13 protein-coding genes and 1 other RNA gene are annotated in these 16025 nt (G+C 44.4%); 13 read left to right on the forward strand and 1 reads right to left on the reverse strand.

The window, feature by feature from the left end; genetic code table 11:
- Positions 1-35 precede the first annotated feature (35 nt).
- The 9 genes from ACLTWA_RS00560 to rnpB all read left to right on the forward strand — a co-directional run bounded on the left by ACLTWA_RS00560 (position 36) and on the right by rnpB (position 10367).
- Positions 36-1739 (forward strand): S8 family peptidase, encoded by a 1704-nt coding sequence (locus ACLTWA_RS00560; protein ID WP_412325613.1) that lies wholly within the window; start codon positions 36-38, stop codon positions 1737-1739.
- 73 nt (positions 1740-1812) lie between these two features.
- Positions 1813-2643, forward strand: coding sequence for an AraC family transcriptional regulator (locus ACLTWA_RS00565; RefSeq protein WP_412325614.1), 831 nt, complete (start codon positions 1813-1815; stop codon positions 2641-2643).
- Positions 2644-2732: 89 nt separating this feature from the next.
- Entirely contained in the window at positions 2733-3743 is a 1011-nt protein-coding gene (locus ACLTWA_RS00570; RefSeq protein ID WP_412325615.1) for a deoxyguanosinetriphosphate triphosphohydrolase, read from the forward strand.
- Positions 3744-3779: 36 nt separating this feature from the next.
- On the forward strand, positions 3780-5552 hold the full coding sequence (gene dnaG, locus ACLTWA_RS00575; protein ID WP_412325616.1) for a DNA primase: 1773 nt from the start codon (positions 3780-3782) through the stop codon (positions 5550-5552).
- A 72-nt stretch (positions 5553-5624) separates the two neighbouring features.
- Positions 5625-6794: an RNA polymerase sigma factor RpoD gene (rpoD, locus tag ACLTWA_RS00580; RefSeq protein WP_412327145.1), complete on the forward strand. Its 1170-nt coding sequence runs from the start codon at positions 5625-5627 to the stop codon at positions 6792-6794.
- A gap of 21 nt (positions 6795-6815) precedes the next feature.
- On the forward strand, positions 6816-7517 hold the full coding sequence (locus ACLTWA_RS00585; protein ID WP_412325617.1) for a tRNA (adenine(22)-N(1))-methyltransferase: 702 nt from the start codon (positions 6816-6818) through the stop codon (positions 7515-7517).
- Positions 7504-8301, forward strand: a complete 798-nt coding sequence (locus ACLTWA_RS00590; protein WP_412325618.1) for a Nif3-like dinuclear metal center hexameric protein — start codon at positions 7504-7506, stop codon at positions 8299-8301. Before ACLTWA_RS00585 ends, ACLTWA_RS00590 begins: the two co-directional genes overlap by 14 nt.
- A gap of 11 nt (positions 8302-8312) precedes the next feature.
- Complete coding sequence (locus ACLTWA_RS00595) at positions 8313-9974, forward strand: nucleoside kinase (protein ID WP_412325619.1); 1662 nt, start codon at positions 8313-8315, stop codon at positions 9972-9974.
- 47 nt (positions 9975-10021) lie between these two features.
- Positions 10022-10367, forward strand: an RNA gene (gene rnpB, locus ACLTWA_RS00600) — RNase P RNA component class A.
- Positions 10368-10774: 407 nt separating this feature from the next.
- Here rnpB and ACLTWA_RS00605 read toward each other — a convergent pair.
- A complete protein-coding gene (locus ACLTWA_RS00605; protein WP_412325620.1) occupies positions 10775-11791 on the reverse strand; it encodes a LacI family DNA-binding transcriptional regulator in 1017 nt (338 codons plus the stop codon).
- Positions 11792-11985: 194 nt separating this feature from the next.
- Between ACLTWA_RS00605 and ACLTWA_RS00610 the strand changes: the two genes are divergently transcribed.
- From ACLTWA_RS00610 to ACLTWA_RS00625, 4 genes are read left to right on the forward strand one after another with little or no spacing between them, the layout of a single operon-like run.
- Positions 11986-13068, forward strand: coding sequence for an ABC transporter substrate-binding protein (locus ACLTWA_RS00610; protein WP_412325621.1), 1083 nt, complete (start codon positions 11986-11988; stop codon positions 13066-13068).
- Positions 13068-14114 carry a FecCD family ABC transporter permease gene (locus tag ACLTWA_RS00615; protein ID WP_412325622.1) on the forward strand — a complete coding sequence of 349 codons (1047 nt, stop codon included), beginning with the start codon at positions 13068-13070 and terminating at the stop codon, positions 14112-14114. The genes ACLTWA_RS00610 and ACLTWA_RS00615 overlap by 1 nt, the downstream gene beginning before the upstream one ends.
- Positions 14111-15148, forward strand: coding sequence for a FecCD family ABC transporter permease (locus ACLTWA_RS00620; protein ID WP_412325623.1), 1038 nt, complete (start codon positions 14111-14113; stop codon positions 15146-15148). The genes ACLTWA_RS00615 and ACLTWA_RS00620 overlap by 4 nt, the downstream gene beginning before the upstream one ends.
- Positions 15148-15948, forward strand: coding sequence for an ABC transporter ATP-binding protein (locus ACLTWA_RS00625; RefSeq protein ID WP_412325624.1), 801 nt, complete (start codon positions 15148-15150; stop codon positions 15946-15948). The genes ACLTWA_RS00620 and ACLTWA_RS00625 overlap by 1 nt, the downstream gene beginning before the upstream one ends.
- The last annotated feature ends 77 nt before the right edge of the window (positions 15949-16025 follow it).

Consider the following 16025-nt stretch of genomic DNA (forward strand, 5'->3'; position numbering starts at 1 on the left):
CTGCGTAGGATGTAGAAAAAGCACAGGAATGTCATATGCAAGATCAGAAACTGGAAAATCTGCTGAACCTTGCTCTCAGCGCGACTCCTGAAGAACGTGCAAAATCAGGAAATCTAAATGTGGGGTATAATCCGGAAGAACAATCCTGGGATGTGATTGTAAAATATTCCGGAGACATAAGCGGACTGGAAGCAGTGGGAATCCATGTGGAACCTATGGTGAATGAATATGCGATCTTGAGAGTTCCTGAGTCTCTCATAGATACCTTAAGCCAGCTGCCGCAGATTGAATACGTAGAAAAACCAAAGAGGCTGTTTTTTGCCATAAATCAGGCAAAAGCGGCCTCTTGCGTCAATTTGGTCCAACAGGGGACCAATAGTTTAGATGGACGCGGAGTGCTTGTGGCGATTATTGATTCGGGAATTGACTATTACCACGCAGACTTCCGAAATGACGACGGAACCACAAGAATCGTCAAACTTTGGGATCAGACTCTGGACCGGGTATTTACCAGAGAGGAAATCAATGCGGCCCTGGCAACGGGAAGCCGGGCAGAAGCAAGAGCTTTGGTCCCTTCTGTGGATATAAGCGGACATGGAACGGCGGTGGCATCGATAGCCGCCGGCAATGGCAGGGAGAACAGAGGCCAGTACCGTGGAGTCGCTTTTCAAAGTCCGTTGCTTGTGGTAAAACTTGGCATCCCCCAGGCGGCTGGATTTCCAAGAACCACAGAGCTGATGCGGGCGGTTAATTTTGTGGTAAGAGAAGCCGTGGATATGCAGATGCCCATCGCGATCAATTTAAGCTTTGGCAATACATATGGTTCCCATGACGGCACCAGCCTTCTTGAGACCTTTCTTGATGATATATCCAATTACGGAAAGGCGGTCATAGTGGTGGGAACAGGGAACGAAGGAGTTGCAGGCGGCCACATATCCGGTGTTCTGACGATGGAGGGCCCTCAGGAGATAGAAATGAGCGTAGGAGCGTATCAGCAGAGCTTCAGCGTTCAGCTCTGGAAATCATATGCGGATATATTTGATATCAGTATCATTACGCCTCCGGGAGAGGTGATCGGTCCCATCAGCAGCAGACTGGGACCTCAGACTATCCGTTATGGAAATACCCAGATCCTGCTGTACTATGGAAAACCAGGACCTTACAGCGTAGCCCAGGAAATATACCTGGATTTTCTTCCCCTTGAAACTTATATAGACAGCGGAGTCTGGAGATTCCGGCTGACTCCCAGACAGATCGTGGAAGGCAATTATGACCTATGGCTTCCCTCGGCAGGAGTCCTTAACGAATCCACCCGTTTTTTACGGCCAACACCGGAAACCACCCTTACCATCCCCTCAACAGCTTCCAAGGTGATTTCTGTAGGTGCCTATGATGATACCTATCAGTCCTATGCGGATTTTTCAGGGAGAGGATATACCAGGAGAACCAATCAGGTAAAGCCGGATCTGGCGGCTCCTGGAGTTGGAATCATTGCAGCAAGGGCCGGCGGCGGCTATGATACGGTGACCGGTACTTCGTTTGCAACTCCATTTGTGACCGGAAGTGCTGCCCTCCTTATGCAGTGGGGGATCGTAGACGGCAGAGATCCGTTTTTATTTGGAGAAAAAGTAAAGGCATATTTAATCCGGGGAACAAGAAAACTTCCAGGTGTCAGCCAGTATCCCAATCCGGAACTGGGATATGGTGTCTTATGCGTCAGTGACAGCCTCCCGGTATAGGGGGCTGTGAAAACCATTGGAAATTTAACGAAAATGATTTATAATAAAGTCAGTATTTTTCGGGAGGTGTCTAATGGAAGTCAGATATGAGCTGATCATACCCAATGATGATCTGCCTTTCCGTCTCTTTGTCTTTGAGGGCAGAGACGGGAAGTATAAAGTAACAAAGCACTGGCATCATTCCATGGAGATTTTTCTGGTTCAGGAAGGGGAAATCGATTTTTATATCAATAACAATCACGTACCTCTTGCCAGACAGGATTTTGTTCTGGTGAATTCCAATGAAGTTCATTCGATTGATTGCCCAAACCCAAACCTCACCATTGTTCTCCAGATTCCGGGAGGTACATTTAAAGAGTATTTAGGGGAAGACGGATACTTAAATTTCGAGAAGAAAAGTGACATTCAGAATATAAAGCTGGTAAATCTTGTGACCACCATGTTTTCCATCTATGAAAAACAGGAGTACGGCTACCGTCTGAAAGTGAAAAGCCATTTCTATGAACTGCTCTATCTGCTGATAACAGAATTTAAGACGGAAGCTCTGGATAAGGACACACTCCGGCAAAAAAAGCAGCTTGACAAATTATCGGATGTGACACAATACATGAGAGATAATTACGATCAGGATTTAAAGCTTGAGGAGGTTGCCGTTCGTTTTGGTTTCAGTCCTACCTATCTGTCGCGGATTTTTCAAAAATATGCGCAGGTCAATTACCGGACCTTTCTGATTGATCTGCGTGTCAAATATGCGGTCCGGGAACTTGTGGGAACGGAGCATGAAATCGGAGAAATCGCCATGAATCATGGATTCGCGGACAGCAGAGCTTTTTCCAAGGCATTCAAAAAAAGGTATGGCTGTCTGCCCAGTACCTATCGGAAAAATATGGCTGAAAACCGGTGATCAGAATTGCAAATATTTTAATATAGGGTATTATAATTACAGAAAATATGATATAATGTACCATAACTATGGGCGAAGGATGTGATTGAATGAATATCAGGGAATCCACGGAACAATGGGAAGAAGCATATTTAAGTCCTTATGCTTCCTTCAGCAAAGACAGCAGGGGCAGAGAACGAGTGGAAGATTCCTGCGACATCCGGACTGTCTATCAAAGAGACCGGGACCGGATTATCCATTGTAAGGCATTTCGAAGATTGAAGCATAAGACTCAGGTTTTTCTGGCACCGGAAGGGGATCATTACCGTACCAGACTGACCCATACACTGGAGGTATCTCAGATAGCCAGGACCATAGCGAAATCCCTTCGTATGAATGAAGATCTGACGGAAGCCATAGCTTTGGGACATGATTTGGGACATACTCCCTTCGGTCATTCCGGAGAGGCGGTTCTTAACCGGATATGTTCGGAAGGCTTTGAGCATTACAAGCAAAGCGTCCGTGTGGTAGAGCTTCTGGAAAAGGGCGGTATGGGGCTTAATCTTACCTGGGAGGTAAGGGATGGAATATTAAACCACCGTACCAGCGGTCATCCATCCACTCTTGAAGGCTGTATCGTACGTCTGTCAGATAAGATCGCTTACATAAACCATGACATTGATGATGCCATTCGGGCAAAGATGTTTGTGGAAGAAGATCTGCCGGAGCATTTTACCGGGGTATTGGGCCACAGCGTCCGGGAAAGACTGAATAATCTGATTCACGATATTATAGGAAACAGCCTTGGAAAGCAGGAGATCGTCATGTCCCCTCATATGGAGGAAGCCATGCAGGGACTGCGTACCTGGATGTTTAACAATGTTTATAAAAATGAAATTCCCAAGAGAGAAGAGGGGAAAGCCCAGAATCTCATTGTTATGTTATTTCAATACTATATGGATAAACCGGAGAAATTGCCGGAGGAATACCGCTATTTTATGGAGAGCCAGGGAGTAAATAAGGAACGGGCAGTCTGCGATTATATTGCAGGCATGAGTGACAGCTATGCCATAGATAAATTTGAAGAACTTTTTGTTCCGAAGGCATGGAAGGCCATTTAGATCATTGTAAAAGAAAGGAAGGAGGATTAAGGCTTCATGCGATATTCGGAAGAAGTAATTGAAGAGGTCCGGATGAAGAATGACATCGTAGATGTGATTTCGGGATATGTGAAACTGCAGAAAAAGGGAAGCAATTATTTCGGCCTGTGTCCCTTTCACAATGAAAAGTCACCTTCCTTTTCCGTATCGCCGGCCAAACAGATGTATTACTGCTTCGGCTGCGGGGCCGGAGGCAACGCCATAACATTTGTGATGGAATATGAAAACTACTCCTTTTCCGAGGCATTAAAGGTTTTGGCGGACCGGTCAGGAGTCAAGCTTCCGGTTGCGGAATACAGCAGGGAAGCAAAGGCTCAGGAGGATTTAAGGGCGGCACTTTTAGAAATCAATAAGCTGGCTGCCAGCTATTTCTATTATCAGCTTAAAAACCCTCAGGGAGAGATTGGATACCGGTATTTAAGAGAGCGGGAGCTAAGCGATGAGACCATCGTCCGGTTCGGCCTCGGGTATTCCAATAAGACAGGCGATGATCTTTACCGGTATTTAAAAGGAAAAGGGTACGATGATAATATTTTAAAACAGACCGGACTTGTGACCATTGAAGAACGCGGAGCTCACGATAAGTTCTGGAACCGGGTCATGTTTCCTATTATGGATGTGAATAACCGGGTCATCGGATTCGGGGGACGGGTCATGGGCGCAGGGGAGCCTAAGTATCTTAATTCACCGGAGACAAAGCTTTTTGACAAAAGCCGGAATTTGTACGGTCTTAATTATGCAAGATTATCCAGAGAAAAGTACATATTGATCTGCGAAGGGTATATCGATGTGATCGCCATGCACCAGGCAGGATTCACCAATGCGGTGGCTTCTCTTGGAACCGCGTTTACGGTTTTGCACGCTCAGCTTTTAAAACGGTATACCGATAAGGTGGTTCTCGCCTATGACAGTGACGGGGCGGGAATAAAGGCAGCACTCCGTGCCATTCCGATTCTTAAGGATGTGGGAATGTCCATACGGGTGCTTGATATGCAGCCTTACAAGGACCCTGATGAATTTATTAAGAATTTAGGAACGGAGGCTTTCCGTCAGAGGATATCAGAGGCGCGGAACAGTTTTCTGTATGAAATAGACGTTTTGAAAAAGAATTATCTGATGGACGATCCGGAACAGAAGACAGAGTTTTATAACCAGGTGGCAAAAAAACTTCTGGAATTTCCGGAGGCGCTGGAACGGGAGAATTATCTGGAAGCGGTTTCCCGGGAATACTTTATTAATTATGAAGATCTAAAGCGTCTGGTCAACCGTATGGGAGCTTCTCTTGGACCTGTCAGTCATGCTTCCAGAGGGGAAGACGAAGGAGGTTTAAAGGTTCAGAAAAAAAAGGATAAAGAAGATGGTGTGAAACAGTCCCAGAGGCTGCTTCTTACCTGGCTGATTGAAAATCCGGTACTATTTGATAAGATTCATGGAGTAATTACTCCGGAAGATTTTATAGAAGAACTGTATTATAAGGTGGCACGGATGGTTTTTGACGGACACGCTGCCGGAACATTAAATCCGGCTGAGATTTTAAATCATTTCATTAATGACGATGATCAATACCGGGCAGTCGCAGGTCTTTTTCATGCGAGTTTAACAGAGTCCCTGAATAATGAAGAACAGAAAAAGGCGTTTTCGGAAACGATTATGAAGGTGAAAAAGAACAGTCTGGATTATGCCAGCCGTCATGCAGCAGGGATTGAGGAACTGCAAAGAATCATAAAGGAACAGGCTGCGTTAAAGGATTTGCATATTTCGCTGGATTAGGGTGTACACTATAGGCAGGCTGTGGAAGGATGGAAAAACATGGACGAAAATGTGAAGAAGACAGCAGATAAGATGGTGGGGGCAGGAAAAACCGAAGAGGAGCAGATTGCAGAGAAAAAGGCAGAGGAATCGGCTGCGGTATTTGAAGAAAAATTAAATCAGCTTCTTTTGTTAGGAAAAAAGAAACGGAATGTATTAGAAAATCAGGAAGTTCTGGATATTTTTGGCGGAGAAAAACTGGATTCAGATAAACTGGATCAGATTTACGATTTTTTGGAGACCCATAAGGTGGATGTACTTCAAATCGGAGCGGAAGAACTTGATTTGGATGAAGATCTCTTTATTGAAGAAGAGATTGAGGAAGAGGAAATCGATATGGAAAGCATCGATTTGTCTGTTCCGGAAGGTGTCAGTGTGGAAGACCCGGTCCGCATGTACTTAAAAGAAATCGGAAAAGTTCCGCTTCTGTCCAGTGAAGATGAGATTGAACTGGCAAAAAATATCGAACTGGGTGATGATAATGCAAAGCAGAGACTGACAGAAGCCAATTTACGTCTTGTAGTCAGTATTGCAAAGCGTTACGTGGGACGGGGGATGCAGTTCCTTGATTTGATCCAGGAGGGAAATCTTGGGCTTATTAAGGCTGTTGAAAAATTCGATTACCGAAAAGGATATAAGTTCAGTACGTATGCTACCTGGTGGATAAGGCAGGCCATTACAAGAGCGATTGCTGATCAGGCCCGCACCATACGGATTCCGGTCCATATGGTAGAGACAATCAACCGCCTGGTGCGCGTTTCCAGACAGCTTTTACAGGAACTGGGCAGGGAACCTGTACCGGAAGAGATTGCAGCAAGAGCGGACATGCAGGTGGAACGGGTGCGGGAGATCATGAAGGTATCACAGGAACCTGTCTCGTTGGAGACTCCCATCGGAGAAGAGGAGGACAGCCATCTTGGAGATTTCATACAGGATGACCAGGTGGCAGTTCCGGCAGATGCTGCCACATTTACCATGCTGCATGAGCAGTTGATGGAGGTTTTGGATACGCTTACGGAGCGGGAGCAGAAGGTGTTAAAGCTTCGCTTCGGCCTTGACGACGGCCGCCCCAGAACTCTGGAAGAGGTAGGAAAAGAATTTAATGTTACAAGAGAACGAATCCGGCAGATAGAAGCAAAAGCATTGCGTAAACTGCGCCATCCCAGCAGAAGCAAAAAGCTTAAGGATTATCTGGATGATTAAAGATACAAGACGGAGTTTGAGATGAAGTTATCAAAACGAATGGAAACCATTGCAGCCTTTGTCCCGGAAGGAAGCAGGATCGCGGATATCGGAACGGATCACGGATATATTCCCATCCATCTGGTACAGGAAGGAAAAGCAAATCATGCCATTGCAATGGATGTGAGGAAGGGGCCTTTGCAAAGGGCCCAGTCCCATATCCGGGAGGCTGGTCTTATTGATGCCATTGAAGTCCGTTTAAGCGACGGACTTTTAAAGTTAGAGAAAGACGAAGCAGATTGTGTCGTCATCGCCGGAATGGGCGGAGAATTGATGATACATATCCTGGAAGAAGGCAGACGCCTGTGGGACCACATTCCCTGTTGGGTGCTATCTCCCCAGTCAGAGCTTCATAAGATGCGCCGGTTCCTTATAGAACAGGCATTTTTCATTGAAGAGGAGACTATGATAAAGGAAGAAGGAAAGTATTACGTTGTCATGAGAGCGGTCCGTGGCTCTTATATTGACAGAAACGAGGACCGTGAGATTTCATACCGGTATGGAAAGAGTCTTCTGGAGTCAAAGAATCCTGTATTGACAGAATATCTGGAAAAAGAAGAAGAGCAGATCAAAGGAATCTTAAACGGGCTTTCTGCTGGTGAAAGTGAGGCCGCAAAGAAACGAATGAAGGAGCTTGAGACGGAGCTGTCCTGGAATAAGGAGGCACAAGATGCGATGCGATGAACTGATAAGTAAGCTGGAACGGCTGGCACCTGCAAGCTGTGCCTGTGATTGGGATAATGTGGGCCTTTTGGCCGGGCGAAGCAACAAAGATGTGAATAAAGTATTTCTTGCAGTGGATGCCACCGATGAAGTGGTGGAGGAAGCGGTACGTTGGGGAGCGGATATGCTTCTTACCCATCATCCGCTTATTTTTAAACCATTAAAGAAAATCAATGATCAGGATTTTATCGGCAGACGCCTTTTAAAGCTGATTGTCAATGATATTTCTTATTATGCAATGCATACCAACTTTGATGCGGCGCCAGGATGTATGGCAGATGCAGCCGCAGAGAAGCTGGGGCTTACGGATGTAAAGGTTTTAGAGCCGTCGGGCATGCTTGGAGAGGTTTCTTATGGAATTGGGAAAACTGGATATTTGAATAAGAAAATGACGATACGGGAAGTGGCCATGCTGGTCAAAGAGCGGTTTTCACTTCCGTTTCTCACCATATATGGGGAGGATACACTTTTAGAGACTGTAGATTTTGTAGGCATCAGTCCGGGAGCAGGAGGAAGCATGATCAGTCCTGCGCTGAACGCCGGAGTGAAAGTGCTTATAACAGGAGATATCGGCCATCACAGCGGCATTGACGCAGCAGCCAATCATATGGCTGTTATTGATGCGGGCCATTATGGCCTGGAATACCTTTTTCTTGATTTTATGGAAGACTATCTGAAAAAGGAAGCGGGTACGGCTCTGGCCATCAAAAAGGCGGAAGTGGTATTTCCTGAAACACTGGTATAAGGAGGCAGAATATGGCAATTGTAACAATTGACGGAGCAGCGAAGGAGTATCCCATTGGAATGACGTATCAGGAAATTGCAAAGGAATATCAGCCTCAATACGAAAATGATATCTTGCTGGTCAGTGTAAACGGTAAATTAAGGGAGCTTCATAAAACAGTACAGTTTGACTGTGACCTCCATTTCTATACAGGGAAAGATGAGCCGGGAATCCAGACCTATCACAGAAGTGCAATTTTCCTTATGATGAAAGCATTTTATGATGTGGCAGGAGCGGAACATATTGAAAAAGTAACTGTGGACTTTTCTCTTGGGAAGGGCTATTACATTAAGCCTCAGGGAGAGATTGAACTGACGGAAGAACTGATTAGGCGGGTAAAGGCCCGTATGGAAGAATACGTAAGCCGTAAGATCCCTATTATGAAACGGAGTGTGAATACAGACGATGCCATTGAATTGTTCCATAAGCACCGCATGTATGACAAAGAACGCCTGTTCCGTTACCGCCGGGTATCCAGAGTGAATATTTACAGCATAGGCGGGTTTGAAGATTACTACTACGGATACATGGTGCAGAATACGGGATATATCAAATATTTTGATCTGGTATTATTTGATGATGGATTTATGCTCATGCTTCCCCAAAAGGAAAGCCCAAAAGAGGTTCCTGTTTTTCAAGCGGAGAATAAGCAAAAGATCTATCAGGTATTAAAAGAAAGTGTAAAATGGGGAGAACGGCTTAATGTCTCTCATGTAGGCGCTTTAAATGAACAAATTGCAGAGGGAAATATCAACGAACTGATATTGATCCAGGAGGCGCTGCAGGAGAAAAAGATTGCTGAGATTGCGGAAAAAATAGGCGCAGACAGAAGCAAGAAATTTGTTATGATCGCCGGTCCCTCTTCCTCCGGAAAAACGACTTTTTCCCATCGCCTGTCCGTTCAGCTAAAGGCCCAGGGACTGATTCCTCATCCCATTGCCGCCGATGATTATTTTGTAAATCGTGTAAACAGTCCCAAAAATCCAGACGGAAGCTACAATTTTGAAGTGCTGGAAAGCCTTGATGTGGAGCAGTTTAACAAAGATATGACGGCTCTTCTTTCCGGGGAAACGGTGGAAATGCCAAGGTATCAGTTTAAGACAGGGGAAAGAGAATACCGGGGGGATTATTTAAAGCTGGGAAAAGACGATATACTGGTCATTGAAGGAATTCACTGCTTAAATGATAAGCTGTCTTATTCTCTTCCCAAAGAAAGTAAGTTTCGTGTTTACGTTAGCGCACTGACACAGCTTAACGTTGATGAGCATAACCGGATTCCGACCACAGACTGCCGCCTGATCCGCCGGATGGTGCGGGATGCCAGAACCAGAGGGGCGTCTGCCCAGGATACGATACGGATGTGGCCTACGGTCCGGCATGGAGAAGAATCTTATATCTTTCCTTTCCAGGAATCTGCAGATGTGATGTTTAATTCCGCAACGGTTTATGAACTGGCAGTGTTGAAGCAGTTTGCAGAGCCATTGCTATTTGGTATCCCGAGAGAGTCACCGGAATATATGGAGGCAAAGCGCCTCTTAAAATTCCTGGATTATTTTCTTGGTGTGAACAGTGAAGATATACCACGTAACTCCATCATACGTGAGTTTATCGGAGGAAGCTGTTTTAAGGTGTAAGGTATGACTTTACAAATCAAGAAATATATGATAAGCTATTGTAGTTTTGAGTAAGACAAATGGCCGCAGCTGCAAAGCCGAAAGGCTGCAGGTGAGGAAAGTCCGGGCTTCACAGGGCAGGATGCCAGATAACGTCTGGCGGAGGTGACTCCAGGGAAAGTGCAACAGAAATATACCGCCGCATCATGCGGTAAGGGTGGAAAGGTGGTGTAAGAGACCACCGCCCTTCTGGTAACAGAAGGGGCCATGTAAACCCCATCCGAAGCAAGACCGAACAGGGAGCGTAAGGCGGCCCGTCTGCTCCCGGGTAGGTCGCTTGAGCCTGCTGGTGACGGCAGGCCTAGATAGATGGCCATTCAACGACATAACCCGGCTTATCGTCTTGCTCAAAACTTTAAACAATTGTTAATATCCGGATGAGAATGCACCAAAGATCCGGTTGAAAACAGACCAAAAAGAGAATGACTCAAAACAGAATGACGCAAAACAGAGCAGCAGGATTAATCTTCCGGCTGCTCTGTTTGTTTTTTTGCGTAGGTATCTCACAAAGGCACATATACTGTATGAATCGTGGTCTGGTGCAAGCATTAAAATGCAAATGGGTCTGCTTTTAAATATATTATTTCTGAGTTATCTTGTTCGTTAAGAACAAAGTTGGAATGAGCAATACCAGGCTAAGGGCTAAGGTGCGGAGTTTGTATATAAAGCTATTTTGTATGTATATCCCTGACCGAGCCCTGGGGCTTCTGGTCGAAATGGCCAGGAGTCGGTGGGGCGCAGATGGCCCCACCGAAATAATCTCAAATCGATAAGCTTTCGTTTAAAACCAGTTTACACTGGCAAATCCGGTGAACCGGTTTTATTTCTGGATTTTCTATTAATTGAAAGGCCAGGTCTGTAGCGATATGAAACATCTCTATGGAAGGGATAACAACCATCGTTAAAGATGGAATATGATTTTGAAGATAAGGCAACTCGCTATCTAATCCAAAAGTGGCAAGCTCTGTATTGTAAGGAATAAAGAACTTGTTTCTTGCAAATACAGGGATCGCCCCTTGTGCTAATACGGTATTTGCAGATAAAATCAAAGAAGGACGGCTGTTGAAATTTAGAAGCTTTCTTGCAGCAATGGCACCACCATAAAAAGAATTTTCTACAGAGATATAGTTTTTCGCAGAGACAAAAATTCCGGACTGCTCACATAGTTCGAGGAATTGTTTAAAATAAGAATCACAGATTCTGGGAGAGTTTTCACCTTCTATGACTGCAATATCCTTATACCCTTTCGTATGAATAATATCACAGAGCTGTTTACTGGATTCTGTGGAACTACAGGATACGCTGTTAAATCTGGAATCAGAATAGTTATAAAAAACAAGTGGGAGCTCATCAGGAAAATCTCCTGAATTCAGCGGCTCTTTTAAATGGGAAATAACAACAATCCCTGCATCTAGATTTTTCCAATCAATATTTTTAATTATTTCCGGAAGCCGCTTTAGTTGATACGGTATAATCATAATATTACAGGCCAGATTCTGCATTGCGGTGTACTGATAAATATTCTCGGTTATCTTGCCCAAATCGGTTGCATGATTCTCTTGCGGAAAAAAGATTCCAATAATTTTTTGCCTGACAGAAGAACTTGGGGATAATTCAATGGAACTATTGACATGATACCCTAATTCTTTGGCTGCCCTCAATACTTTTTTTGCAGTACTTTCTGCTACTTTATGCTGTTTGTAGATACCATTTAAAACAAAGCTTACGGTGGAGACGGACACTCCTGCTCTGGCTGCTACATCTTTCATGATTGCCATAATACTTCTCCTCTGCCGATTTTAATTATATTGAGTTAAGTATAACAAATGTTTATGAAAAACTCAATTCTATTAACAAAAAATATTTTAGTTAATAAAAATATGTTGACAAGATAATTAAAGGTACGTATACTTGATTAGGTTAGCTATAGCTAACTAAAAATAAAATAATAAAATCTTTTTAAGGAGGAGACATGAAAAATAAAATAATCAGTATTACAGCAGTTCTGGCAGTGATAGTTGCTGTAACTGGATGCGGGAATGCAAAGACAGCCCAGGAAGGAAAGACGGGGGCGGCTAATGAAACAGAGAAAGAAACAACCATAGCTGCAGCTGAACCAGAAGCACAGGAGAGCGCATCTGCTGCATATCCGGTAACTATTAAACATGCATTTGGAGAAACTGTGATTGAGAAGCAGCCGGAACGAGTTGTTACCTTAGCATTTGGCAATCAGGATGTTGTACTGGCTCTTGGTGTGGTACCTGTTGGATTTTCGGCGGCAAATTATGGTGTTCAGGATGAGAGTGGAATGCTGCCCTGGACAGAGGAAAAGTTAAAAGAGCTGGGCGTAACAGAACCAAATGTATTCCAGGACACAGACGGCATCGATTATGAAGCCGTTTCTGACAGCAAACCGGATGTTATTCTTGCACCTTATTCCGGAATGACTCAGGAAGAGTATGAGTTGCTGAGTAAGATTGCACCGGTAGTAGCATACCCGGAAACAGCATGGACCATCAGTACAGAGGAATGGATCAGCATTACTGCAAAAGTACTTGGGCTGGAGGAAAAGGGCAAAGCTTTAATTTCAGCCATGAAGGATACAATTGCAGAGAAGACCGCTCAACACCCTGAATTTAAAGGAAAGAAATTTGTATGGGTTTCCTTTAATGAAAAGGACTTATCCAGTCTTCATGCCTATTCACCGGAGGATACCCGTTGTCAGATCCTTTATGATTTTGGTTTTACATATCCGGAAAGTGTGAGCCAGTACATGAAGGAGGGAAGCTATTCCCTTGATTTAAGTGCTGAAAATGCAGATTTGTTATATGATGCAGATTTCCTTATCGGCTACAGCTCTGAATCAGCCTATAAAGCGGCGGCAGCGGATGCCGTGCTTGGAGAAATCCCTGCTTTGAAAAATAATGCAATCGTCAGTATTGAAAATGGAAGTGCATTATCTGCAGCCCTTACGATTACCCCGCTTTCTTTTGATTATATGATTGATGCATATGTGGAGAAACTTGCAGAAGGAATAGGTAATATTCAGAAGTAATGAAAACACAAAAGTATAAAAAAGATGATAGAAACAGTTGCAGGAAGCATGGGCTGTTTCTGCCAAAAAAAATTTTAATAACTTTATTTGTTATTATGGTTTTGTTGGTATTAACCGTAATGATGTCCGTTGCTTTGGGCTCCAGGCAGGTTACGGTAAGTGAAATCATAGATGCAATCTTTCATCCCGGGATTTCAGAATACGGAGTAAACGTTATTAGAAAAAGGATCCCAAGGACAATTTTCGGCTTGCTCTGCGGAGCAGGACTTGGGGTATCCGGAATACTTATGCAGGCTGTTACAAGGAATCCGATTGCTGATCCTTCGATTTTAGGTGTGAATACAGGGGCTTCCGTTTTTGTGGTTTGCGGGATTGCTTTTTTACATATATCGGCTCCCGGTGAATATATTGCACTTGCTTTGGCTGGTTCCGGGCTTACCTCTGTACTGGTTTATGGAATTGGCTCTATGGGAAAAGGCGGAGCCACGCCAATGAAGCTCGTTCTTGCCGGAGCAGCAACAAGTGCGGCCCTGTCCTGTATTATCAGTTCGGTTATGATTCCACGCTCTTATGTGATAGAAGAATACCGTTTTTGGCAGGTGGGAAGTATCGGCGCAGGAACATGGAACTATGTATTTTTGCTGGCACCATTTATGGGAATCGGTATTGTCATGGCAATTGCCCTTGCGCCGGCATTAAATGCAATGGCTCTGGGGGATGAGTCAGCCACAAGTTTAGGCGTGCGGACTGGAGTTGTACGTATCTGTGCGGCACTGACAGGAGTTGTTTTGTGTGGAAGTGCTACGGCGCTTGCCGGGCCAATCGGATTTATTGGCCTTTTGGCACCGCACCTGGTCCGCCTGTTTGCCGGAGCGGATTTACGTTACACAATTCCGCTGTCAGCGTTGACAGGAGCAGTGATTCTGACAATTTCAGATGTAGTTGGCCGCCTGTTAAGTTACCCTGGAGAATTGGAGGTGGGAGTGGTGACAGCATTTGTAGGTGCTCCGATATTAATTTATGCAGCAATGAGGACGAAGCTATGACGAATCATATCGATCATATTGCTCTTATTGAAAAGGGGCAGAAAAAAAGAAAAAAAAGATATCGGATTGTAGAGGCTGTTCTCCTGGTATTGGCTGTTATTCTCTGCGGACTAATGATGACGGTTGGCAATACTTTTTATTCATTGAAAACCGTAGTACAAGTTCTGGCTGGAAAAGATATGGAACATGGGGTTTTTGCCATTCTCACCTTAAGATTGCCGCGGATGATGGCTGGAATAATCACCGGGTTTTCCTTCGGGCTGGCAGGAAGCGTGTTTCAGACGATGCTTCGGAATCCTCTGGCGAATCCTAATATTATTGGAATTACATCAGCTTCCAGCGCCGGTGCAGTATTCTGTATCGTAATCCTTCATGCTGGAGGCAGCGTTGTGTTTGGAGGTTCGATACTGGCAGCTGCGGTAACAGCAATTTTGATTTATTTCCTGTCCAAATTAAAAAAGTACTCTACAGGACGTCTGATATTGGTAGGAATTGGATTTCAGGCATTAATGAATTCCGCAGTCAGCTATTTTCTTTTAATTGGAAATGCAAATGATATTGCAGGTGCAATACGATGGATGAGCGGAAGTTTGAATGGAGTACAAATGCCGTCAGTTTATTTATTATTGCTGGTCACGGTGGTTTGCGTACCATTTATTTTATATTATTCAAAAGCTTTAAAAATACTGGAGCTTGGAGAGGAATCTGCAATCACGATGGGGGTTCATACAAACCAGGCAAGAGGAATTCTGCTGGTTGCATCTGTCATTCTTGTTGCGGTAGCTACTGCAACTACCGGACCCATAGCGTTTGTATCCTTTCTGTCTGGGCCCATTGCAAAACGTATGACAGGATATGGGAATTCCTCCCCGGTCATAGCAGGGGGATTTGGAGCTGTTTTGGTTCTGGCTGCAGATATGATTGGGCAGCAGGCATTTGCAATTCGATTTCCGGTAGGCGTAATTACAGGATTGCTGGGAGCCCCCTATCTGATCTATTTGCTGATACGAATGAATCGACATGGAGAATTTTAATGAAATCTGAACATATTTTAAAAGTAGAAAATCTGGTTGTGGGTTATGATGAAAAAATTGTATTGCATGATGTGAGCCTTGAAATACCCAACGGTAAAATCAGTGTGATCATAGGTGCCAATGCCTGCGGCAAGTCTACCTTATTGAAGGCCATGACCAGAATAATTACCCCGAGGGCAGGAAGGGTAACGCTTGATGGAGAACCGATACTATCCATGAAGCCCAGGCAGCTTGCCAGAATCTGCAGCTTGTTGCCACAAAACCCGATTGTCCCAGAGGGAGTTACGGTAAGTGACCTGGTGGCACGCGGAAGATACCCCCATCAGAAGTTCCTCCAGGGACAGACAAGACAGGATCTGGAAGCAGTAACAGAAGCAATGGAAATCATGGATATCATTGAGCTTGCGGACCGTGGAATGAATGAGCTGTCAGGCGGACAAAGGCAAAGGGCATGGATTGCTACTGCATTGGCGCAACAGTCCGATATTTTATTCCTTGATGAACCGACCACCTTTCTGGATATCAATTATCAGATTGAAATTCTTGATTTAATGGCCGATCTGAATCAGCAAAAGCAAACCACGATCGTAATGGTATTGCATGATATTAATCTTGCTGCCCGCTACGCAGATCATTTATTTGCAATGAAAAATGGAAAACTGATCGCTCAGGGAGAACCTGGTGCCATCGTTACCGAAACGTTGATTATGGATGTTTTTGGAATGAAATCACATATTATTTCAGATAAGGTATCAAAGTCCCCATATGTTATCCCAATAGGGAGACATTTTTGTACATAGAAATGGTAAAACGTTTAACATTTTTCCGTCGCCTCTTGACAATTGCGTGAAAATTTGAGTTAATTAGTTCAAAAGGA

The sequence above is a fragment of the Lacrimispora sp. genome (assembly GCF_046972725.1).
Taxonomy (GTDB): Bacteria; Bacillota; Clostridia; order Lachnospirales; family Lachnospiraceae; genus Lacrimispora.